The 23,191-nt window shown below is 70.6% G+C and carries 20 protein-coding genes and 1 tRNA gene; 8 read left to right on the top strand and 13 right to left on the bottom strand.

Going from position 1 to position 23,191, the window contains the following annotated elements:
- Together glyA and VH112_12075 are read right to left on the bottom strand one after the other, a co-directional pair.
- Positions 1–961 (bottom strand): serine hydroxymethyltransferase (gene glyA, locus VH112_12070; protein HEX4540972.1); only part of this gene is annotated, 961 nt, incomplete at its 3' end.
- Positions 961–1,509, bottom strand: a complete 549-nt coding sequence (locus tag VH112_12075) for a hypothetical protein (protein ID HEX4540973.1) — start codon at positions 1,507–1,509, stop codon at positions 961–963. The genes VH112_12075 and glyA, both read right to left, overlap by 1 nt.
- Before the next feature lie 84 nt (positions 1,510–1,593).
- On the opposite strand from VH112_12075, the gene VH112_12080 reads away from it, so the two are divergent.
- On the top strand, positions 1,594–3,114 hold the full coding sequence (locus VH112_12080) for an acetyl-CoA acetyltransferase (GenBank protein ID HEX4540974.1): 1,521 nt from the start codon (positions 1,594–1,596) through the stop codon (positions 3,112–3,114).
- Between the two features lie 27 nt (positions 3,115–3,141).
- On the opposite strand, the gene VH112_12085 is transcribed toward VH112_12080, so the two are convergent.
- The 10 genes from VH112_12085 to VH112_12130 form a co-directional block, all read right to left on the bottom strand.
- Positions 3,142–3,762, bottom strand: a complete 621-nt coding sequence (locus VH112_12085; protein ID HEX4540975.1) for an L-threonylcarbamoyladenylate synthase — start codon at positions 3,760–3,762, stop codon at positions 3,142–3,144.
- Entirely contained in the window at positions 3,763–4,647 is an 885-nt protein-coding gene (gene prmC, locus VH112_12090; GenBank protein ID HEX4540976.1) for a peptide chain release factor N(5)-glutamine methyltransferase, read from the bottom strand.
- Positions 4,644–5,708, bottom strand: coding sequence for a peptide chain release factor 1 (gene prfA / locus VH112_12095; GenBank protein ID HEX4540977.1), 1,065 nt, complete (start codon positions 5,706–5,708; stop codon positions 4,644–4,646). The genes prmC and prfA overlap by 4 nt, the downstream gene beginning before the upstream one ends.
- A 41-nt stretch (positions 5,709–5,749) precedes the next feature.
- Complete coding sequence (gene rpmE / locus VH112_12100) at positions 5,750–5,986, bottom strand: 50S ribosomal protein L31 (protein HEX4540978.1); 237 nt, start codon at positions 5,984–5,986, stop codon at positions 5,750–5,752.
- Between the two features lie 45 nt (positions 5,987–6,031).
- On the bottom strand, positions 6,032–8,056 hold the full coding sequence (gene rho / locus VH112_12105; protein HEX4540979.1) for a transcription termination factor Rho: 2,025 nt from the start codon (positions 8,054–8,056) through the stop codon (positions 6,032–6,034).
- A gap of 334 nt (positions 8,057–8,390) precedes the next feature.
- The gene (thrC, locus tag VH112_12110; protein ID HEX4540980.1) at positions 8,391–9,458 is read right to left on the bottom strand and encodes a threonine synthase; all 1,068 of its coding nucleotides are present in this window, start codon (positions 9,456–9,458) and stop codon (positions 8,391–8,393) included.
- Positions 9,459–10,799, bottom strand: a complete 1,341-nt coding sequence (locus tag VH112_12115; protein HEX4540981.1) for a homoserine dehydrogenase — start codon at positions 10,797–10,799, stop codon at positions 9,459–9,461.
- 56 nt (positions 10,800–10,855) lie between these two features.
- Complete coding sequence (gene lysA, locus VH112_12120) at positions 10,856–12,115, bottom strand: diaminopimelate decarboxylase (GenBank protein ID HEX4540982.1); 1,260 nt, start codon at positions 12,113–12,115, stop codon at positions 10,856–10,858.
- Between the two features lie 32 nt (positions 12,116–12,147).
- A complete protein-coding gene (locus VH112_12125; protein HEX4540983.1) occupies positions 12,148–13,761 on the bottom strand; it encodes an arginine--tRNA ligase in 1,614 nt (537 codons plus the stop codon).
- The gene (locus VH112_12130) at positions 13,758–14,138 is read right to left on the bottom strand and encodes a response regulator (protein HEX4540984.1); all 381 of its coding nucleotides are present in this window, start codon (positions 14,136–14,138) and stop codon (positions 13,758–13,760) included. Before VH112_12130 ends, VH112_12125 begins: the two co-directional genes overlap by 4 nt.
- A gap of 62 nt (positions 14,139–14,200) precedes the next feature.
- On the opposite strand from VH112_12130, the gene VH112_12135 reads away from it, so the two are divergent.
- Positions 14,201–14,272 (top strand) — tRNA-Arg (locus tag VH112_12135).
- A 117-nt stretch (positions 14,273–14,389) separates the two neighbouring features.
- A complete protein-coding gene (locus VH112_12140) occupies positions 14,390–17,152 on the top strand; it encodes a bifunctional YncE family protein/alkaline phosphatase family protein (protein HEX4540985.1) in 2,763 nt (920 codons plus the stop codon).
- 8 nt (positions 17,153–17,160) lie between these two features.
- On the opposite strand, the gene VH112_12145 is transcribed toward VH112_12140, so the two are convergent.
- Entirely contained in the window at positions 17,161–17,994 is an 834-nt protein-coding gene (locus tag VH112_12145) for an alpha/beta fold hydrolase (GenBank protein ID HEX4540986.1), read from the bottom strand.
- Positions 17,995–18,076: 82 nt separating this feature from the next.
- Between VH112_12145 and VH112_12150 the strand changes: the two genes are divergently transcribed.
- From VH112_12150 to VH112_12170, 5 genes are all read left to right on the top strand, one after another.
- Positions 18,077–18,835 (top strand): YoaK family protein, encoded by a 759-nt coding sequence (locus VH112_12150; protein ID HEX4540987.1) that lies wholly within the window; start codon positions 18,077–18,079, stop codon positions 18,833–18,835.
- Between the two features lie 394 nt (positions 18,836–19,229).
- Positions 19,230–20,726 carry a wax ester/triacylglycerol synthase family O-acyltransferase gene (locus tag VH112_12155; protein HEX4540988.1) on the top strand — a complete coding sequence of 499 codons (1,497 nt, stop codon included), beginning with the start codon at positions 19,230–19,232 and terminating at the stop codon, positions 20,724–20,726.
- Between the two features lie 21 nt (positions 20,727–20,747).
- Complete coding sequence (locus VH112_12160) at positions 20,748–21,149, top strand: hypothetical protein (protein ID HEX4540989.1); 402 nt, start codon at positions 20,748–20,750, stop codon at positions 21,147–21,149.
- Between the two features lie 40 nt (positions 21,150–21,189).
- Complete coding sequence (locus VH112_12165) at positions 21,190–22,317, top strand: alpha/beta hydrolase (GenBank protein HEX4540990.1); 1,128 nt, start codon at positions 21,190–21,192, stop codon at positions 22,315–22,317.
- A complete protein-coding gene (locus VH112_12170) occupies positions 22,314–23,141 on the top strand; it encodes an SDR family NAD(P)-dependent oxidoreductase (GenBank protein HEX4540991.1) in 828 nt (275 codons plus the stop codon). Before VH112_12165 ends, VH112_12170 begins: the two co-directional genes overlap by 4 nt.
- Positions 23,142–23,191: the final 50 nt, after the last annotated feature.

The following is a 23,191-nucleotide window of genomic DNA, read 5'->3' on the forward strand; positions in this document are numbered from 1 at the left end:
GGTTATCCGTACCCCCGGAAACCAGCCGGAACCCCTCTCCGTCCAGGGCCTGGGCCAGCGCCCGAGAGTTGGCGACGACCTGGGCCTCGTAGGCGCGGAACGAAGGCTGGGCGGCCTCGTGGAAGGCCACCGCCTTGGCCGCGATCACGTGCTCGAGGGGCCCACCCTGCAGGCCCGGGAAGACGGCACGGTCGATGTCCGCCGCCAGCTCGCCTCGGCACAGGATCGCCCCCCCTCGGGGCCCCCGGAGGGTCTTGTGGGTGGTGAAGGTGACCACGTCGGCAAGCGGCGACGGGTTTGGGTGCACGCCAGCGGCGATGAGCCCGGCGGGATGGGCGGCGTCGCAGAGGAAGCGGGCGCCGACCTCGTCGGCGATCGAGCGGAAGGGCTCCGGGTCGATGGTTCGCGGGTAGGCGGTGGCCCCGGCCACGATGAGCTTGGGCCGCTCGGCCCGGGCCAGCTCGGCCACCTGGTCGAGGTCGATGCGCTCACCCGACCCGTCCGGCCGGGCGGGTGTCACGCCGTAAGCGACGAAGCGGTAGCGCTGCCCGCTGAAGTTGACAGGCGACCCGTGGGTGAGGTGGCCGCCCTGGTCGAGCCGCATGGCCAGCACCGTGTCCCCCGGCTCCAACAGGGCCATGTAGGCGGCGTCGTTGGCGCTGGCCCCCGAGTGAGGCTGGACGTTGGCGTGGTCCGCGGCGAACAGACGCGTGACCCGGTCGCGAGCGAGGTCCTCGACCTCGTCGACGACACGATTGCCTCCGTAGTACCGCTTGTGCGGGTACCCCTCCGAGTACTTGTTGGTGAGGACCGAACCGGTCGCCGCCAGCACTGCCGGGGAAGCGAAGTTCTCCGACGCGATGAGCTGGAGCGTCGTCTGCTGCCGCTCGAGCTCGCGCGCGAGCAGCTGCTCGAGCTCGTGGTCCTCGACCGCGCCGCGCGCCCCCCGAGCTTCTCCCATCAGGCTCCCGCTCGCAGCAGGGCAGCGAGCCCTGTGACCAGCTCGGAGAGCTCCGCTGCCGTGGCCTCGAAACCCGACCGCGGGCCGCCGATCGGGTCGGCGACGTCATCGGCGCGTGACGAGCCCAGCATCTCCGCGTGCGTGCGATCGGCGGCCACCTTGGCCAGCCATTCGTCCAGCGACTGGCCGGCCGCCCATGGGCCGGCAGGCTCGCCGCGGCGAACGAGCTCCTTGAGGGTGAACGAGTGGGGCCAGGCCGCTGGGTCGATCAGCGCGACCTCACGGACGTGCTGTCGGGCCATGCCCAGGACGAGGTCGGCGCCGGCCACGAGCGGACCCGACAGTCGCCGGCTCCGATGGGCCGAGATGTCGATGCCGCGCGCCCGCAGCGCCGCCACGGCTTCGGGCGCCGCTGGCGACCCGGTGTCGAGCACACCGGCCGATCGGATGCGCGCCTCGATGCCAAGGCCCTCCAGTCGGTGGCGGAGCAGGCCCTCGGCCATTGGAGATCGACAGATGTTCGCCGTGCAGACCAGGAGGACGTCGATCCTGGCAGTGTACCGGCGCCCCTGCGACGGCTACGGTTGCCCGGCGGCCCGCCGCCGCTGCGTCACCAGGAGGTCCGCCCCGCCGTGAATCCTGACCCTCGCGCCCCTGTCATCGTCGGGGTGGGCCAGAGCCTTCGCCGGCCCGACGAAGCTTCGGACCTGGCCTCCTTCCCCGATCCGGCGACGATGATGGCAGATGCCCTGCGCTCGGCGGGCGAGGACAGCGGCACCGGGGACCGGCTGCTGCGGGCCGCTGACAGCGTTCGAGTGGTGGACACCCTCTCCTGGCACTACCCCAACCCGGCGGCGGCGATCGCTTCCGCCCTCGGCGCCGACCCGGGCGAGACGGTGCGCTCGGTGCCCGGCGGCAACGGTCCGCAGCTCCTGGTCAACGACGCCGCTGAGGCCATCGCCGCCGGCCGCATGGACGTCGCCCTGGTCGCCGGGGCCGAGGCCATCCAGACTCGACTCCTGGCTCGGCAGGCTGGTCCCGAGGGCTCACGTCTGCGGTTGTCGTGGGCCCAGCAGGCCCCCGACACCCCGGGGCCCCGTCAGGTCGGCCACGACCGGCCGGGCGTCAGCGACGCCGAGGCGGCCCGATCCCTGGCCCTGCCCGTCCAGGTGTACCCCGTCTTCGAGAATGCCCTCCGGGCCGCCGCGGGTGAAGGGGTCGACGAGCACCAGGTCAGGGTGTCGCAGCTGTGGTCGCGATTCTCGGCCGTCGCCGCCCGCAACCCCTACGCCTGGTCCCCGACCGAGCGCAGCGCCGAGGAGATCCGCACGCCGTCGTCCAACAACCGCATGATCGGCTTTCCGTACCCCAAGCTGATGAACGCCAACATCCAGACCGACCAGGCCGCGGCGCTCGTGCTGTGCTCCGTCGAGGCGGCCCGCGCCGCCGGGGTCCCGCCGGATCGCTGGGTGTTCGTGTGGAGCGGGTCGGAGGCCGAGGACCACTGGTTCGTCTCCGAGCGGGCCGATCTCCACTCCTCCCCCGCCATCCGACTGGCCGGACGGACCGTCCTGGACCTCGCCGGGATCGGGATCGACGACATCGCGCACGTGGACCTGTACTCCTGCTTTCCGTCGGCCGTGCAGATCGCGGCCGCCGAGCTGGGTCTCGGCCTGGACGAGCCTGGTCGCCCGCTGACCGTCACCGGCGGGCTCACCTTCGCCGGCGGGCCGGGCAACAACTACGCCACGCACGCCATCGCCGCCATGGTGGTGCGACTGCGGGCCACCCCTGGCTCGCACGGCCTGGTCACCGCCCTTGGATGGTTCGCCACCAAGCACGCGATGGGCGTGTACTCCACGACGCCGATGTCGGGTGGCTTTCGTCGGGGCTCGCCCCAGGCGGACGTCGACGCCCTGCCGCGCCGATCGACGGCGCCCGACCACGAAGGGCCGGTACGGGTGGAGTCCTACACGGTGATGCACGAGCGGGATGGATCGCCCAGCCTCGGGATCGTGGCCTGCCTGCTGCCTGACGGCCGCCGGGCGTGGGGCAACGTGACCGATCCGGTCCTGCTCAAGGACATGACGCACGAAGAGCAGTGCGGGCGCCCGGCCGTGCTCCGCTCCGGCGGAGCCCTCGAGCTCGGCTGAGGCCCCACAGGCGGGAAGCCGCCCTTGCTAGAGCGCCGCCTCCAGCTCGGTCCAGGGGACCCGACCCTCCCGCAGGCATTTGGGGTCCTCACCGGTGCAGTCGACGACGGTCGACGGCAGTCCGGCACACGGGCCTGCGTCGAGCACCACCTCCACCGAGTCCCCGAGCGCGGCCGCCACCTCCGTCGCCGTGGTCATGGTGGGCTGACCGTGGAGGTTGGCGCTGGTGGTCGCCAGCGGGCCGTGGCGCCGGCACAGCGTCAGCGGAACCGGGTGGTCGGGACAACGGACCCCCACCGTGGCCTCGTCGTCGCCCAGGTCGGCTTCCAGATCGGGCCGGCGGGGCACGACCACCGTGAGCGGACCCGGCCAGAAGCGGTCCATGAGCCGCTCGGCCACCTTGGGCACGCCAGTGGCCACGGTCAGCACCTGGTCTGCGCTGGCCACCAGAAGCGGAAGGTCGACGGTGCGCGGGCGGCGCTTCAGGGCGAAGAGCCGATCGGCGGCGCTCGGACGGAAGGGATCGACGGCCAGCCCGTAGACCGTGTCAGTGGGTAGGGCCACCACCAGGCCATTGTCGAAGGCCTGGAGCGCAGCGACGAGCGACGCCTCCGGCGGAGGTGAGCCCAGGGCAGCCAGGACAGGCACCTAGGCGAGCCTACCGATCACCGCCCGCGACCGGCCCGACAGATCGGCACGGACATGCACGTCGGCGAAGCCGGCGGCCCGAGCCATGGACGTGGCCGCCGCTTCGTGGTGGGGAGCGATCTCGATCACCGCCGCACCCCCCGGCCCCAGCCACTCGGGGGCCTCGGCGAGGACGGCGCCCACCGCCTCCAGTCCCGAGGGCCCGGCCACGAGGGCCTCCCGGGGTTCCCAGTCCGCCACTTCGGCAGGGAGCTGGGCGACCTCGGCCTCGGACACGTAGGGCGGGTTCGACACCACCAGCGACAGGCGTCCCCGCAGCTGCTGCGGAAGGGCGGAATACCACGAGCCCCGAGCCAGCCGGACCCGCGTGGCGGCCATGCCGGCCAGGCCGGCGAGGTTGGCCCTGGCCACCGCCAGCGCCCCCTCGGAGCTGTCGGTCCCCCACACCTCCAGCCCCGGCACCTCGGCCGCCAGGGCCAAGGCGATGGCGCCCGACCCCGTACCGAGGTCGGCGGCTGCCGGCCCCGGATCACGCCGGATCCCCTCGGGCCCCCCGAGGGCCCGGGCGAGCTCCTCCATGGCCACCTCGACCACCTGCTCGGTCTCGGGGCGGGGGATGAGCACCCGGGCGTCGAGCATCAGGTCGAGCGAGCGGAAACCCCATCGGCCCACGACGTACTGCAGGGGCTCACCCGACTCGCGCCGGACGACCATGCCGTCGAAGTCCGCAGCAGCGCGTGGCGGAGCGGGCTCGTCGAGCCCCAAGGCCCATTCCGCGCCCTCGAACCCGGATGCTTCCTCGAGGATGCGGCGTCCGTCTATGTCGGAGTCGAGGCGACGCCGAGCTCGTTCCAGCAGATCCCGCCAGGTGCCACGGGCGCTCAGGCGTCGCCTCGCAGCTGTCGCTCCCGCTCGTCGGCCCGCAGGGCGTCGGTCAGCTCCTCGAGCTCGCCCATCAGGATCCGGTCCAGCTTGTGGAGGGTCAGGTTGACGCGGTGATCGGTGACCCGGTTCTCCCGGAAGTTGTACGTGCGGACCTTCTCGGACCGGCCCCCGCCGCCCACCTGGCTCCGCCGCTGCTCGGAGAGCTCGGCGGCCTGACGGTCCTGCTCGGCCTTGAGCAAGCGGGCCCGCAGCACCCGCATGGCCTTGGCCCGGTTCTGGATCTGGCTCTTCTCGTCCTGCATCGACACCACGATGCCCGTGGGCAGGTGGGTCACCCGCACGGCGGAGTCGGTCGTGTTGACGGATTGACCACCGGGCCCGGTCGATCGGTAGACGTCGACTTTCAGCTCGTTGGGGTCGATCTTGATGTCGACCTCCTCGGCCTCGGGCAGCACGGTCACGGTGGCCGAGGAGGTGTGGATGCGACCCTGCGACTCGGTGACCGGCACCCGCTGGACCCGGTGGGGCCCACCCTCGTGCTTGAGGTGGCTCCAGGCTTCGTGGCCCCTCACCTGGAAGGTGATCTCGTTGTAGCCTCCGCGCTCGGACGGATCCGACGCCAGCACCTCGACCTGCCAGCCCATGCGCTCCGCGTAGCGGGCGTACATGTCGGCCAGATCCTTGGCGAACAGGTTGGCCTCCTCGCCGCCTTCGGCACCTCGGATCTCGACGATGACGTCCTTGCCGTCGTAGGGATCGCTCGGCAGCAGCAGGAGCCGCAGCTCCTCCTCGATCCTGGCCACCTTGGACTCGGCCTCGTCCACCTCGGCCCTGGCGTCCTCCCGCTCCTCGCCCCCGGCCTCGTGAAACATTTCCCTCGCCGCCTCGAGGTCGGCGGTGGCGCCCTGGAGGTCGCGGTAGGCCCCGACGACAGCCTCCAGCTCCTTGTGCCGGCGGGCGGTGTCCTTCAGCGCCTGCTGGTCGGAGACGATGCTGGGATCGGCCAAGCGGGACAGCACCTGCTCGTACTCCGCCTCCAGGGCGGCCAGGCGTTCCAGCACGGAGTCAGGTTACGGTCTGGCGGGGCGCCGACGGGGACGCGTCAGGACCGCGCCTTCGCTTGGCCCTGCTTGGCGCCCGGGCGACGGCCGTAGCGCCGCTCGAACCGCTCCACCCGACCGCCGGTGTCCACCAGCTTCTGCCGGCCGGTATAGAAGGGATGGCAGACGTTGCACAGCTCGACGTGCAGTTCGGGCTTCGTCGATCGGGTGGTGAAGGAGTTCCCGCACGAGCACCTGACGGTGGCCTCGACGTACTCGGGATGAATGTCAGTCTTCATGGTGGCTCCAGTGTACGGGTGCGACCGGCAAGACCCGGCAGGAAGTCAGGCCGGCGGGTTGGGTCCCTTGGCGATGTCGGCCAGGAACTCCTCATTGCTCTTCGTCGTCCTGACCTTGTCCATCAGCAGCTCGAGCCCAGCGGCGGCGCTCCCCTCGTTGCCGAGCGCGTTGAGGACCCGGCGCAGCTTCCACACCTGTTGGAGCTGCGAACGATCGAACAGCAGCTCCTCGTGTCTCGTGGAGCTGGCGTTGACGTCGATGGCGGGGTAGATCCGGCGCTCGGCCAGCTTGCGATCGAGGCGGAGCTCCATGTTGCCCGTGCCCTTGAATTCCTCGAAGATCACCTCGTCCATGCGGGACCCGGTCTCGACTAGCGCGGTGGCAAGGATGGTGAGCGATCCACCCTCTTCGATGTTGCGGGCCGAGCCGAAGAACTTCTTCGGTGGGTACAGGGCCCCGGAATCGACACCACCCGACATGATCCGTCCCGTGGCGGGCTGGGCCAGGTTGTAGGCCCGAGCCATGCGGGTGATGCCGTCGAGGATGATCACCACGTCGGTGCCCCGCTCGACCAGGCGCTTGGCCCGCTCGATGGCGAGCTCCGACACGAGGGTGTGCTCGTCCGACGGACGGTCGAAGGTGGAGGCCACGACCTCACCCTTCACGGACCGCTTCATGTCGGTGACTTCCTCGGGCCGCTCGTCCACCAGCAGCACCATCAGGTGCACCTCGGGGTGGTTGGCCTCGACGGAATGGGCGATCTGCTTGAGTACCGTCGTCTTGCCCGCCTTCGGCGGCGACACGATGAGACCTCGCTGGCCCTTCCCCACCGGTGAGAGCAGATCCACGATGCGCGCGGTCATGTTGGCGGAGTCGCCCGGCACCTCGAGGTTGAACCGGGAGTCGGGGAACAGCGGCGTGAGGTCCTCGAAGCGCGGACGCTCACGAGCCTCGTCCGGGCTCATGTTGCTCACCGAGTCAATGCGCAACAGAGCGGGGTACTTCTCACTGCTGGCGGCGGGCCGACTCGTCCCCTCGACGTAATCGCCCTTGCGTAACGCGAAGCGGCGCACCTGGCTGATCGAGACGTAGACGTCCTTCGGGCTGGGCAGGAACCCGTTGGTCCGCAGGAACCCGAAGCCCTCGTCCCGCAGGTCGAGCAGCCCCCTCACCGGTACGGGCTCACCCTGGAACTGACCCTCCTGCGCCCCCTGCTGTCCCTGGAGGTCCCGATCACCACGGTCCCGGTCCCGATCCCGGTCCCGATCCCGATCCCGGTCCCGATCGCGGCCGCGGCGCCGACGACTGCGACGATTGCCGGGCTCGGCCGTCGAGTCGTGCTGGCCGGAGGGGTTGGCGGTGCCCGCCTGGCCACCCCGGCCGTTGGCGCTACCGCCCTGCCGCTGGTTCCGCGGCGCTCCGGCCGCCGTGCCCCGCTGGCCCCCGGCGTCCCCGTCTCCGGCAGCGGGCTCCGTGCCCGTCGTACCGGGACGATCTGGCCCCGTCGCCTGGTCGCCTTCCTCACCGGGCTCCACCGGTGGGGCGGCATCTCTGGAGGCTGCGCCCTTGGCCACGCCTCCGGTCTGTTCTCCGGCCTGAGCGGCCTGGTCGCTCTCGCCGGCGGCGGTGGCCACGACCGCGGCCCTCCCTCTCGCCGAGCCGTCCTCCGGCTGGCTGCCGTCGGCACCCACCCCGTCGGCGTGCGGCCCCTCGGCGTCGGTCGCCTCCAGGGCGAAGTCGCCGCTGGCCTCGACCCTGTCGCTGGCCGCCTCGCTGGACCGGCCGTTGGCGCCCTCACCCCGCGACTTCGTGGATCTCGCCGGGCGCGACGCGGTCTGACTCGGCCCGCTCTCGCTGGCAGCCCGGCCGACTGCCTGCGGTCCGTCGCCAGCGGCACCTTCGCCACTCGATGCCACCTCGACACCGGTCGCCCGAAGGATCTGGTCGATGATGTCGGCCTTCTTGGCTCTGGAACCGGTCTTCAACGACATTGCCTCGGCGATCGCGTGGAGCTCGTCGCGTTCCTTGCGCTCCAGGACCGAGCGCTCGAGCTGTTGCTCTCCACTCATCGAGCACCTCGCTTGTTTGTGCAGTGATGGTTGTGGACGGGGGGACCTGCGGGTTCCTGCCTCGATCCGGTGACGCACCGCGTCGCCTCGTTCGCCATTACCGGTGGGAACGGAAGGGCAGGAAAGAGTCCGAGGAGAACGGAGACCTCGAAACAACCTCGCTTACAGAAGGTTTCCCCCTGTCGCAGCCTCCCAGGCGTCCATCTGCGAGAACGTCTCGAGGTGGCGCCGCATTCCAAAGCAGCAACCGACAGTGCGCACAGCATAGCCGCGATTGGCCCACCGGGCAACATACCCACTGCCCCTGGCCTGGGGCGGAGCGCTCCCGCGGGTCCTACAGACCCAGCTCCACGAGCACCGCGGCCAGGTCAGCGTCAACGGGCGTGGGCACCGTGATCTGGCTGATGGCGATGTCGGGATCCTTGAGGCCGTGTCCGGTCAGGATGCAGACGACGGTCGACCCCGGTGGGGCGCCGGTCTGCAGGAGACCGGCGACCGCGGCCGCCGACGCCGGCTCACAGAACACCGACTCGGCTGCGGCGAGGAACCGGTAGGCCTCGAGGATCTGCTCGTCGGTCACGGCGTGGATCCCGCCACCGGACTCCGACGCCGCTGCCGTGGCCGAATACCACGAGGCTGGCTTTCCGATCCGGATGGCGGTCGCCACGGTCTCCGGGAACTCGATGGGGTGACCTTCGACGATGGGGGCCGCGCCCGCAGCCTGGAACCCGAGCATGCGGGGCACACGGGTGGATCGGCCAGCGGCGCGGTACTCGCAGTAGCCCTTCCAGTATGCCGTGATGTTCCCCGCGTTGCCCACCGGGATGCAGTGGACGTCGGGGGCGTCACCCAGCGCGTCGATCACCTCGAACGCCGCAGTCTTCTGACCCTCGATCCGGTGCTGATTGACCGAATTGACGACGACGACCGGCGCCCGCTCGCCGAGCTGGCGAACGATCGACAGTGCTTCGTCGAAGTTGGCGGGCACCTGGAGGACTCTGGCCCCGTGGACAAGGGCTTGCGCCAGCTTGCCCAGCGCGATGTGGCCCTCTGGGATCAGCACCGCGCAGGTGAGGCCGGCACGCGCCGCGTAGGCCGCCGCCGATGCCGAGGTGTTGCCGGTGGACGCGCACACGACCGCCTTGGCCCCTGACTCCACGGCCTTGGAGATCGCCACCGTCATGCCACGGTCCTTGAAGGACCCCGTCGGGTTGGCTCCTTCCACCTTCAGCAGCACCCGCGCTCCGACCCGTTCGGACAGGCGTGGTGCGGGCAGAAGCGGCGTGCCGCCCTCGGCCAACGTCACCACCGGCGTGGCGACTGTCACGGGCAGGAACTCGCGGTACTCCTCGATCACCCCCCGCCAGCCGGGGGCAGATGGCCCTCGATCGGGATGGCGCATCTACTCCGCCCCGAGCTCCGCTCCGACGACCCGGAGCAGGCCGCGGACCCGCTCGACGGCATCGAGTCGGGCCAGCCCGTCGAGAGTCGCCTGAACGTCGCGCTCCACGGCCGTGTGCGTGATGAACACGAGGCGGGCCTCGTCGCCGAGTCCAACCTGCTCCATCGAGCGGATCGAGACCCGGTGCTCACCGAAGACCGCCGCCACGGTGGCGAGCACGCCGGGACGATCCAGCACGTCGATGCTGATGTAGTACTGCGAGCGCAGCTGATCGACGGGGTCCACGTGGGCCCGCGACCGCACGGTCACGCGCCCACCGCCGCCGGCCCGCAGGTTGTGGGCGGCGTCGATGAGATCGCCGAGCACGGCGCTCGCCGTCGGCCGACCGCCGGCGCCTCGGCCATACAGCATGAGCTCGCCGACGGCCTCGCCCTCGATGAACACGGCGTTGAACGAGTCGCGCACCGAGGCGAGGGGATGCGTGCGCGGAACCATCGCCGGATGGACCCGGACGGCGATGGACGGCTGGCCGTCGGTCGATGCGCCACTGCCGCCGACGCCGGCTTCGTCCACCCGCTCGGCCACGGCCAGGAGCTTGATCTCGTAGCCGAGCTGGCCGGCGAAGGCGATGTCCGGCGGGGTGACGGCGGTGATCCCCTCCCGGTACACATCGCCGGTGACCACGTCCTGGCCGAAGGCGATGCTGGCCAGGATGGCCGCCTTGGCGCTGGCGTCGTACCCCTCCACGTCGGCGGTCGGGTCGCCCTCGGCGTAGCCGAGGCTCTGGGCCTCGGCCAGGGCCTCCGCGTAGTCGACGCCGTCCTCGCTCATGCGGGTGAGTATGTAATTGGTAGTGCCGTTCACGATGCCCATGACCCGTTGGATGCGCTCGCCCGCCAGCGACTCCCGCAGGGGACGGATCAAGGGAATGGCACCGGCCACCGACGCCTCGTACAACAGGTCGAGGCCGACGGCGGCCGCCACCTCCGACAGCTGGCCCCCCGCGCTGGCGAGCAGCTCCTTGTTGGCCGTTACGACCGGCTTGCCGGCCTTGAGGGCCTCGATGATCAGGCTGCCGGCGGGCTCGATCCCTCCGATCAACTCCACGACCACGTCGATGTCGGGATCGTTCACCACGGCGGCGGCGTCCCGGGTCAGACGATCAGCGCTCAGCTCGGGCGGCCTGGGCTTGTCGAGGCTGCGTACCGCCACCCGCTCCACCTGCAGACGGACGCCGGTGCTGGCGGTGATGGCATCAGCCTCCGTGGCGAGCAGCTGGACCAGCGCGCCACCGACGTTGCCGCAACCGAGCACGCCGACCTTTACCGGCGTCATGGTCATGGACGCCACGCTACCTCCCGGACCTGGGCCGATCCGCGGTGGGGAGGGCCCGCAGCTCAGACGTCGAGCCGGGCGAGGTCGGCGCAGCTCTCCCGGCGCACCACCACCCGGGCCTGCCCATCGGCCACGAAGACCACTGGCGGGCGGGGCACCTTGTTGTAATTGGATGCCATGGAGTGCCCGTAGGCACCGGTGACCGGCGTCGCCAGGAGGTCACCGACAGCGAGATCGTCCGGGACCCTGGCGTCCCGGACGAGCACGTCTCCCGACTCGCAATGCTTGCCGACGATCGTGACGGTGCGGGCCCGCTCGACCGTGGTGGCGCGGGGCAGAAAGGCCTCGTAACCGCTGCCGTACAGCACGGGCCTCGGGTTGTCGCTCATGCCGCCGTCGACCGAGACGTATGTGCGCAGACCGGGCAGGGGCTTGATCGTGCCGACTCGGTACACGGTGAGGGCGCCCGCTGCGACCACGGCCCGGCCGGGCTCCGCCGTGATACGCGTGCTCGGGGGGATGCCGGACCGATCGCAGGCGGTGTGGACGGCGGCCGCCCATTCGGTGATGCTCGGCGCCGACTCGCCCTCGACGTAGGCAACACCGAGCCCGCCACCCACGCAGAGCTCCGGCAGCCGGAGGGGGATGAAGAAACCGGCCAGCACCTCGACCGCCTTCACAAACGACTCGACCACGAAGACCTGGCTTCCGATGTGCGCGTGTATGCCGACCAGCTCCACCGCGCTCGACGCCCGCAGGCGTTCCACGGCTTCGGTGGCCGCACCGGAGCTCAACCCGAAGCCGAACTTCGAGTCCTCCTGACCCGTCCTGACGTACTCGTGGGTGTGCGCCTCCACGCCTGGAGTGATCCTCGCCAGCACGGCAGGCCGGCGTCCAGCTGCTACTCGCTGAAGGCGATGGATCTCGTCGAAGGAGTCGACCACGATGCGGCCCACGCCAACCTCGACCGCGTTCGCCAGCTCCTCCTCGGACTTGTTGTTGCCGTGGAGAACGAGGCGCCCGGCCGGCACCCCGGCCGCCAGCGCGACGAACAGCTCGCCGCCCGTCGCAACCTCGAGCCACATGCCCTCTTCGTGCGCGAGCGCAGCCATGGCCTTGCAGAGAAAAGCCTTGCTGGCATAGGCGACCCCCTCTCCCCACGCCGCGACCGCCTCCCGGCAGCGCGCCCGCAGGTGGACTTCGTCATAGATGAAGACCGGAGTGCCGACGTCCTCGGCCAGCTCGATCACATCGACCCCACCGACGGAGAGTCGACCGTCGGGGGACACCGACGAGGTGTCAGGCAACAGACGCCGGTTCACGGCGGCGCTCGGGGTGCTGGCCTGCGAGGTGGTCACATCGAGTCTGGCGCGCTGACGCCCAGCAGGCCGAGGCCGACGGCGAGCCCGATGCGCGCACCCTCGACCAGCCACAAGCGGGCCTGGGTGAGCTCCTCGCTGATCCCCTGTCCCATCACGTAGCAGTCGTGGTAGAAGCCGTGAAAGTCCCCGGCCAGCTGCCGAACCCAGGTGGTGACCTTGTGGGGAGCCCGGTCACGGCAGGCGGTGAGCACCACGTCGGGGAGCTCCGTGAGCGCGCGCAGCAGAGCCAGCTCGCGCTGGTGCGTGAGCAGGCCCAGGTCAACTCGATCGAGGGGCTGGCGCTCGATCCCCCGCTCCCGCCTGACCCGATCGATCGAGGCGATCCGAGCGTGGGCGTACTGCACGTAGTACACCGGGTTCTCCATCGACTGACGCCTGATGAGATCGAGGTCCAGGGTCGTGGCCTGGTCGATGGAGGTCATCAGGCTGAGCAGGCGGGTGGCGTCGGGACCGATGTCGGTGACCAGGGAGTCCAGGCTGACGAAGTTCCCCGAGCGCTTGGACATCTTGCCGTCGGCGAGGGACACCATCTGCCCGAGCTCGACCTCGAGGCGTCCGTCTTCGACGCCGAGCGCCCGCACCCCCGCCAGCAGGCTCGCCACCTGGCCGTGGTGGTCGGCCCCGAAGATGTCGATCACCCGGTCGTAGCCCCGGACGAGAAACTTGTCCCGGTGGTAGGCGAGGTCGCCGGCGAGGTAGGTGAACTCGCCGTCGGACTTGATCAGGACCCGGTCGCGGCTGTCATCGACGGCCGTGCTGCGCAACCAGGTGGCCCCATCCGAGTCGTAGACCAGGCCCCGCTCGGCCAAGACGGCGATCGTCTCCTCGACGGCGCCGCTCTCCTCGATCGACGCCTGGCTGTACCACTCGTCGAACACGATGCCCAGCCCCTCGAGCGTGCCCCGGATGTTGTCGAGAATTCGCGTCGCTGCCCATCTGCCGGCCGCGACCACATCGTCATCGGGGCCGTCATAGGCGCGGGCGAGCTCGGCCACGTACTCGCCCTGGTAGCCCTCCTCCGGCACGACCCCTCCGCGTCGGCGGGCGAGCAGGCTCTCGCCCAGGCGTCGGATCTGGCCACCGGTGTCGTTGACGTAGTACTCGCGGCTCACCGACCAGCCGCAGCGGCTGAAGATGCGGCCCAGGGCGTCGCCGTAGGAGCACAGCCACCCATTGCCCACGTGCAGGGGTCCGGTTGGGTTGGCCGAGACGAACTCGAGCTGGACCCGCTCTCCTTTGCCGGTGTCGTCGCGGGCGTAGTCGTCGGTGCCCTCGCGGACGACCTGACGGAGGGCCTCGTGGAGCCACGACTGCCGCAGACGGAAGTTGACGAAGCCGGGCCCGGCCACTTCGACGGCGGCAACGTGGGGGGGCGGGTCGGCGGTGAGCCGCTCGGCGAGGGCCGTCGCCAGCTCACGCGGGGCGCGTCCCGCAGCCTTGGCCGAGGTCAGCGCGACGTTCGAGGACCAGTCGCCGTGCTCGGGGCGGGCCGGTCGCTCGAAGGCGACGGTAGCGGGGAGAGGGTCCACGCCGAGATCGGCCAGGGCGGCAAGCACGGAGTCGGCCAGCACGTCACGGACGTTCACGACCGCTGCTTGGAAATCAGGGCCGCGACGCGATCGAGGAGGTCGAGGGGGTCGAAGGGCTTGGTGATGTAGTCCTCCGCCCCCGTCGACTGACCGGCCCTGATATCGGACTCCTGCGCCTTGGCCGAGAGGAGGATGACAGGGATGTCAGCTGTGGCCGGGTCGGCCTTCAGCGCCGAGACCACCTCGAGGCCGTTCATCTTCGGCATCATGATGTCCAAAACCACCACGTCAGGCAGGTCGGCCCGGGCCCGCTCGAGCCCCTCGACCCCGTCCACTGCCTCGACGACGGTATAGCCCTCCATCTCGAAGTTGACTTGCAGCAGCGTCTGGATCACGGGGTCATCGTCGACGACGAGTACCGTGGTTTCAGGCATCAGGGGGAATACTAGGGGCCCAGCCAGGGCCAACTACCAACCCGGTAGAGTTTCGGATCAGCGCCCTCGTAGCTCAGGGGATAGAGCGCCGGCCTCCGGAGCCGGGTGCGCAGGTTCGAATCCTGCCGGGGGCACGCCGCGAGTAGCACTGCCAGAGGCGCAACTATAAGGGTCGCAGTGTTCGCCGAAAGGTCACCGACCATTCACCCCGTTGAGGAAGGACCCGACCCGCCAACCCTGAACCTCTGTGCGTGCTACGGGGACGAGCGCGGCGGAGGTCACTGATCGCCTTGGTGTGCGGCGCGCTGGCCATGTCCGGCGGCGTGGCCCTGGCGGCGGACAACGCCACCACGAGCGGCCGGATCGGGCCCGCGTACGGGATCACGCCGGGCGGACGGCAGCTGACGCCCGCCGGTCGGATGACTCCTCTCGGCGACTTCCCGACGGGGGGAGCGCTGTCCCCCGATGGCCGCTTCTACTGGGCGGTCGACTCCGGCCACGGCCGCGACGACGTCCAGATCGTCGACGTCGGCACCGGCAAGCTGCGTCAGGTGCTCCCGCTGCCTGGCGCCTACGGCGGCATCGCATACGCGCCCGACGGGCGGACCGTCTATGTCTCCGGCGAGCCGGTGGGCAACAGCCACCCCACGGGCCCCACGATGGCGAGCACCGGTGACGCCATCCACGTCTTCACCGTCGACCCCAGCAGCGGGCGTGCCACCGAGCGCGCCCCGATCGGGCTGCCGCCCACCAGTGGCGGCACCGCCCAGAAGGAAGCCGCGAACCCGGCGTCGCTGATCGTCCAGCCCCCGGGCCCCGGTCCGTCGTCGGGCCTGGGCTGGCCCATCGGTCTGGCCGTCACCCCTGACCAGCGGATGCTCGCCGTGGCTCTCAACCAGGCGGACCAGGTGGCGGTCATCGACCTCGCGACGCGAGCGGTTCGTCTCGTCAAGGTGGGTGCCTACCCGTACGGCGTCGCTGTCGACAGCCACAGCGCCTACGTGTCCAACGAGTACGACGGCACGGTCTCGGTCGTCGATCTCGACACCGGCAGCGTGGCCCGCACGATCACGGTCGGTACCCAGAACTCCCACCCCGAGGGCCTCGCCCTCGACCGTTCCCACCACCAACTGTTCGTCGCCGTGACCAACCGGGACCAGGTCGCGGACGTCGACACTCTGACGAGCACCGTCCGCGACGTGTCCGTCGGCCGCAGTGCCGGAGTGGGCACGGCGCCCGTGGCCCTCCGTGTCGCCCCCGATGGCCGGACCCTGTACGTCGCCGATGCCGGCGAAGATGCCGTTGCCGTCATCGCACTCACAGACCGGACGGGGGGCGCACGAGCGCTCACGGTGGTCGGACGCGTGCCTACGGCCTTCTATCCGACCGATGTGGCGGTCACACCGGACGGCCGTCGCCTCATCTGGCTCGCGGGCAAGGGACTGGGTGCCGGGCCCAACCCCCTGTACGGCCAGAACTTCGCGGCCAGCGAGCGGGCGCCGTACGGCCAGTACGTGGTCGACATGCTGATCGGCCGCCTCGGCGTGCTCTCCACCCCGAGCGATGCCGACGCGGCGCGAATGTCTCACCAGGTCGACCAGGAGGTCCGACCGACCGACCTCGCCCCCGGCCCGTCCAACACACCGATCAACGCCCCCGGCGGCGGTCCGAGCCGCCAGATCAAGCACGTGTTCTATGTCGTCAAGGAGAACCGCACCTACGACCAGGTCCTCGGCAGCGATCCTCGCGGCGACGGCAGTCGCTCACTGGAGTTATTCGACGACAACGGCGTGAACGGGCCGGCTACCGGCGTCACGCCGAACGCGCACAGCCTGACCCGGATGTTCCCGCTGCTCGATCACGTCTATGCCGACAGCGAGGTCTCGGTTGACGGACACATCATCACCTCGGGGGCGTACGCGACGGACTTCGTCGTCAAGGCCCTGCACGCCAACTACGCCAATCGGGGACGGGTCGCAAACTTCGGCCAGGCACCGGAGACGTTCCCCCCCAACGACTTCATCTTCGACCAGGCCGTCCGCCAGGGCGTATCGTTCCGCAACTACGGCGAGTACAGCGCCGGCGTGCTCCCGAGCAGCAACGACGGCCGCTCGACCTACCGCGCATCTCAGCTCAACACCGCCTTCGGCTATCCGATCTCCTTCGGGTGCGACGGCATCGGCACGACCCCAAACGGGGTCGACAACCCGGCGGTGTGCGACACCGATTCGGGGACGCTCGGCCCTCAGGGCGCTCTCGGCGTGGCCACGAGTCGCTTCGACTTCTTCCAGCAGCAGTTCAACGCCGAGGTGGCAACGGGCACCGTCCCGGCCCTGAGCTACATCACCCTGCCGAATGACCACACCAACGGCGTGCGCAAGAACTACCCGACACCAAAGGCGATGGTGGCAGACAACGACCTCGGTCTGGGCCAGCTCGTCGACCTCATCAGCCACTCCCCCATCTGGTCGAGCAGCGCCATCTTCGTCGTCGAGGACGACTCCCAGGACGGAGCCGACCACGTCGACGCCCACCGTATGCCCGCGTACGTGATCTCACCGTGGGCTCGCCACGGCGCCGTCGTGCACACCCGCTACGACCAGCTGTCGGTGCTCCGCACGATCGGGCTCATGGTCGGTCTCCGTCCCCTGTCGCTCTTCGACGCTCTGGCCGAGCCCATGTACGACGCGTTCATCCCCGGCGATGCGCAACCCGATCTCGAGCCATACAACGCGGTCATCCCTACCCAGCCGCTGACGCAGCTCACCGCGTCGACTCCTACCGGGCTCGACGGCGCCCTGCCCTACAGCAACGTCGACCTTGTGCCACAGCGCCTGTTCGACGCCGCCCTCTGGCGCAGCGTGTACGGCCCCGGATCAACGCCGCCGCCGGCGGGACCCAACGCCTCCCCGGACGAGGCGGAACGGGCCGCCCAGACGCAAGAGGAGTGGCAGGCGCACGGGAACGTCGCCGCCTGGCTGAGGGCCCACCCGCGTGGTGATCCGTCGGGATAGCAGGTCGGTCAGGGCCGAAGGTGCGCGAGCAGCAGCCGGACGACCTCGTCCGGCGCCTCTTCTGGGATCCAGTGGGGCACCCCCTCGAGGACCTCGAACCGGTAGGGCCCGGAGACGAAGCGCCCCGTCAGCTCCGCCGCCTTCCGGCCCAGCGCCACGTCCTCAGTGCTCCACACATAGAGGGTGGGTACCTCAATCGGCTTGGCGTCACGTACGGCAGTCGCCTCGTACGGCAGCGCCCGGTACCAGTTCAGTGCGCCGGTGAGGGCACCGGGCTTCTTCATTGCGTCGAGGTACTCGCGGGCCCGCTCCTCTGACAGGCCCGAGCGGCGCATCGCCGACCTGGCCACCCGCCCATCACCCGCCAACGTCAGCCACTCCGGCAGCCGGGGGATTTGGAACAGTCCCATGTACCAGGAGCGGAGGGCCTGGCCGCTCGTCACAGCCGAGCGGAGGAAGGCACGGGGGTGTGGGGTCGACAGGACAGTCAGCGTGCGAAGGCGGTCGGCGTGGTCGGTGGCCAGCGCCCACGCCACCGCCCCACCCCAGTCGTGGCCGACGACGTGGAAGCCGTCGACGCCGGCCTGATCGGCCAGGGCCAGGACATCGGCCACGAGCTCGCTCATGACATAGGCGCGCCGACCCTGGGGTCTCGCCCCCGGTGAGTAGCCGCGTTGATCGGGGGCCAGGACCCGATAGCCGGCTGCCACCAGGTGGGGAGAGATCGAGCGCCACGACGCCGAGCTCTGGGGATAGCCGTGGAGGAGCACGACCGCCTCGGCGTCTGCCGGTCCCACGTCGGTCACGTCGAATGTCAACCCGTTGCGCGTGAAGTGTTCCACACGTGCAGCATCGCACCGGGAGCGCCGACCTGCCGTATGCTCGGGGTGAGGTGGGTCCCCTGCCTACCATCACCGCCGAGCGTTGACCCGCGACCCGAAGGCACTCCCCGAGCCGTCCGCGCTTCGCCGTGGCGCGTTGGTGCTGGGGCTGACGCTCGTCGCGGGCTGCACGGATGCCATCAGCTACCTGGGGTTGGGTCGGGTGTTCACGGCCAACATGACGGGGAACACCGTGCTGCTCGGCGTGGCCGTGGCCCAGCGTGACGCCGGAGCAGCGGGCCGGTCGGCGGCAGCGCTCGGCGGGTTCGTCGTAGGCGCCACCCTGGTGGGCCTGGCGCCATCGCCAAAGAGCGGAGCTCGATCGGTGACGGCCGCGCTGGTAGGGGAGGTGGCCCTCCTCGGCGGCCTGCTCGGCTGGTGGATAGTGGCCGGCTCCGAGCCGACCGGCGCAGTGCGCGATGGGCTCATCGTCGTGGCCGGAACCGCCATGGGCGTGCAGAGCGCGGCGGTGGCCCGGCTCGGCGTGCCCGGAGTGGCGACGACGTACATCACCGGGACCTGGACAGGCATCAGCGCCGGCGTCGCGTCCTGGCTGCGCCGTCATCCCCCGGTTCGCCGAGGTCGGCCCGGCCCGGCAAGCCAGTCGGGCGGGGACGCCGGTCAGAAGGTGCAGGTCGGACTCCAGGTGGCGGTCGTCCTCGTCTACCTGGGCGGTGCGATCGCCAGCGGCTTCGCCCGCGACGCCTGGGGAGCGGCCGCGGCGGCGGTTCCCCTGGGCATCCTGGCCTGCGTCCTGGTCGTCACGGTCCTGCCGCCAGAGCGAGGCCGGCTCGGAGCTTGACGGCCGGTGATCGAGGGCGCGCTCTTCTTCTCGGCCCGGTTGAGGGTGAGTTGCCTCACCCCCTCGCCACACTCTCGAGTGAGTACCGGTCGGTCCGCTCGTTCCTGCCGTGCTAGGTCGATCAAGCGGCGCCGGTGCGGGGTCCCAGGGCGCAGATCCTCGCATCTAGCACGGGCTGAGAGAGCGCTGAGTGGCCCCTGCAGAACGTCGAAACCCACCGATGCACAGGCCCGCGAGAGCGCGCGTCGACGCTTGACGGGGAGTCTTTGCCTGTACGAGAATCGGCCTGGCTAGGGAGAAGTCGTCACGCGTGGGGGAGCTCCTCACCCGGTGCCACCCGGCAGACACGATCCGGCAGATAGGCGTGGCGAGCGGCTGGGGAAAGTGGGCCTCGATGCAGCGACTAACGGGATTCGACGCCGCGTTCTTTCATCTCGAGACCGCCGGCACGCACATGCACGTGGGCCAGACGTGTGTGTTCGATCCGTCGACGGCACCGCGGGGGCACTCGTTCGAACGCATCCGCCAACTGATCCACGATCGCCTCCACCTGGTCCCCCCCTTCCGTCGGCGCTTGGCCGACATCCCCATGCGGCTGCACCACCCGGTGTGGCTGGAGGATCCCGACTTCGACCTCGACTACCACGTACGCTCCGCCGCGCTGCCCCAGCCGGGAGGCGTGCCCGAGCTGGCCGACTTCACCGCGGAGGTGATGGGCCGTCCACTCCATCGCGACCGCCCGCCCTGGGAGATGTACATCGTCGAGGGCTTGGAGGACGGCATGGTGGCGGGTGTCACCAAGGTCCACCACGCCGCCATCGACGGGCTCTCGGGCGCGGAGATCACGGCGACACTCCTCGACCTGTCGCCCGAGCAGGTCACCACCCCGCCTGAGGGCCCGTGGGAGCCGGACCGCGTCTCGCCGTTCGAACTGGGACGCGCCGCGATCGGCGAGCTCGCCCGCCAGCCCCGGACCGTCGCCCGACTCGCCTCACGCACCGTCGGCTCTGCCCTCGCCCTGCGCCGGCGGAACCGGTCCGAGGACACGGCACCACCGCCGGCGCCGTTCTCCGCCCCCCGCACCTCGCTCCAGACCGCGATCAGCGCCCACAGGCGGATCGCCTTCGCCGAGGTCAGCCTCGACAAGGTCAAGACCGTGAAGAACACCTTGGGCGGGACGGTCAACGACGTGATCCTTACGATGTGCGCCGGAGCCCTCCGCTCCCTGCTGGCGGCGCGCGGCGAGCACCCCGAGCGCTCGCTCGTCGCTGCCGTCCCGGTCTCGGTCCGGTCGGAGGAGCAGCGGGGAACGATGGGCAACCAGATCTCCGCCATGCTCGTGTCGCTGGCGAGCACGGTGGAGAACCCCGTCGAGCGGTTGCGGGCCATCAGTGCCGGATCCGCGCAGGCCAAGGCCCAGGACAAGGTGTTCGGCGTCCAGGAGCTGTCCGAGTGGACCGAGATCCTGTCGCCTGGAGTCGTCAGCCGGGCGGCGCGCATGGCGTCGCGGCTCAAGGTCCTCGAGCGCCTGCCACCCTTGTTCAACGTCATCGTCTCCAACTTTCCCGGACCTGCGTTTCCGCTGTACTTCTCGGGTTCCCGCATGCTGGCCGCGTACCCCATGGGACCGGTGACCGACGGCGGTCCGCTCAACATCACCGTGCAGAGCTACATGGGCACGCTGTTCTTCGGGCTCGTCGCCTGCCGCGACGCGGTGCCGGAGGTGTGGGACATCGCCCAGTACCTCGACGACACGCTCAACGAGCTGTCCAAGGCAGCGGCCAAGGCCGGCCCGGGAGGCCGGTCCAGCGAAAAGGCCGGCCCGGGAGGCGGGTCCAGCGAAGCGGCCGCCCCTGGTGGCCGACGGCGCCCGACCGGCAGTGCCGATTAGAGAAAGAGAGAAGGGAGATACGTGCCGACGTATACCGACGTGGTGGCAAGAGCCCAGGACCAGTTCCTCGAGGCGCTCAAGCGAGCCCAGGATCGATCGGTGGGGGTGGTGGAGTCAGCCGGCCGGGTAGCCGCGGGTATCGTTCCGACACGACTCTTGACCGGACGTCTCGACAGCGCCGTCCCGCCCGAGCAGGTGGTCAGGCTGACGCTCGGGTTCAGCGAGCGCCTGATCGCCCAGCAGCGGGCATATGCCGAGCGGCTCGTGGCCGCGCTCGACTCCGCCGGGTCGGAGGCCCGGTCGGCACGTACCGGTCAACGGGCAAGGAAGGCTCCCGCCCGACCCAGGACTTCCGGCGCCAGGTCGGGTGCCGGCGCCAACAAGCGGCCGACCAGCGTCGACACCGCGGCAGCGGGGACCTGACGATCTCGGAGGCCGCCGCCGGCCAGAGGCTGTGCTCCGCATGAGGAGCACCGCCCAGGGGGAGTCGTGGGCACCGGCGGCGGCTCCGTCGTCGGCCCGGCCTCGGCGCCCACATCGCGACGCCGAGGTCCCGCGTGTACGCCTGGCCCAGCACGTCATGCGCCTGGCCAACGGTCATCAGGTGAGCCTGGCCGTCGCCGGGCGCGGGGTGCCGCTGGTCGTCGTCCATGGCTTCACCGCCAACGGCATGCTCTACGCGCCGACCCTGAGCCGGCTGGTCTCGATGGGGTTCAAGGTCGTGGCCGTCGATGTCGCCGGCCACGGCGGGACTGCCGTGCTGCCGGTCCAAGGCGGTGACGTCGACGCCTACGCCGCCCTGCTGGGCCGGGCCCTCGACGAGCTCGGCATTCGCCGACCGATCCTCGTCGGCCACTCGATGGGAGGACGGCTGGTCGCGCAGCTGGCTGCCGATCGACCGGACTTCGCCTCGGGGGTCGTGCTGGTCGATGCCATCGTCGGCAAGCCCTGGGACGATCTCATGCGGTGGCTGAAGGTGGCCCCACCTGTGCTCGGACTCTTCGCCAGCCTGATGATCCTCGATCTGGCGGGGACGGTCTTCGTCGTCGATGACAAGGCCAGGGCGGCGCGCCTGGCCCGGTCGCTCACTCGTCTGGTGGTCGGGAACGTCACCCGGCCCTGGCGCCTCATCGGCCCGGCGCGCTCGATCCTCCGCTCTCCCGCCAGCGTCCCCGTCATCGAGGCCCTGGGGCAGACGGACGTCCCCGTCGTGATCATGCACGGTGACCGCGACCTGATCGTGCCGATCGCCACCGCCCGCGACGCCGGCCGCCGCTGCGGCGCGCGTGTGGTCGCTGTCCACGGGGCGCTGCACGCCTGGCTGCTGAGTGATCCGGAGACGTTCCCGGGCATCATCGGCGAGCTGTTGCGGGCCGAGCTGGGCGGAGCCTATGAGCGCGCCTTGACCGACAACGGCCTCGACCCTCGCACGGCGACCATCGCCGACATCGAGGGCGCCCTCTACGAGCCGGGATCGCCGGTGCTGGAGATGACACCGCCGCTCGAGTTCACCCGCTCGGGCACCCGGCGGCAGCTGCCCCGGTACCGATGGTCGACGGAACAGGGTCCGGCCACCGGACGAACGTCGTGACCGAGCGAGCGCGCCGCACCGTGCTGGTCACCGGGGCCAACTCGGGGATCGGGCTGGCCACGACGCTGGAGCTGGCTCGCCGAGGATTTCGGTCGGTGGGCTCGGTCCGCTCCGACGAGAAGGCGGACGTAGTGGCCAAGGCCGAAGCGGACACCGGTGCGGAGGTGGAGACTGTCCGGCTCGAAGTGTCCGACGCCGCCGCCTGCGCGGCGGTGATCAACGAGCTCCGTCCCTATGCCCTGGTCAACAACGCCGGGTACTCGGTGATCGGCTCCATCGAGGACGTCACCGACGACGAGGCCCGTGGGGTCCTCGAGGCCATGGTGCTCGCTCCCATGCGATTGGCCCGGCTGGCCCTGCCGCACATGCGGGCCCAAGGCGGAGGACGCATCGTCAACCTGTCGTCGGTCTACGGCCGCATGACCACCCCGCTGACCGGGTGGTACCAGGCAGCCAAGCACGCCCTGGAGGCGCTCTCTGACGCCCTTCGGATCGAGGTGGCCTCGGCAGGCGTGAAGGTGGTGCTGGTCGAGCCGGGCGGGTTTCGGACCGGGATCTGGGAGGAGAACCAGCGCGACGTCGAGCGGCGGGTCGGATCACGCTACGAGGGCGCCTACCGGCGGACCATGACCGGCATGAAGCTGGCGCAGCCCGTGATGGGTCACCCCGTGCAGGTGGCCAGGGTCGTCGCCGGCGCGGTGGCCGGTCGCTGGCCCCGGCCCCGGTACCTCGTCGGCTTGGACGCGCAGGCCGTCACCCTCTGGCACCGGCTGACCCCGACCGAGGTGAAGGACATCGTGACCCGGGTAGCGCTGGGACTGTGACCATCAGCGCCGAGGCGCGGCGCCCGACTTGCGTCCCCGGCGTTAACGCC

The sequence above is a fragment of the Acidimicrobiales bacterium genome (assembly GCA_036270875.1).
Lineage (GTDB): Bacteria > Actinomycetota > Acidimicrobiia > Acidimicrobiales > AC-9 > AC-9.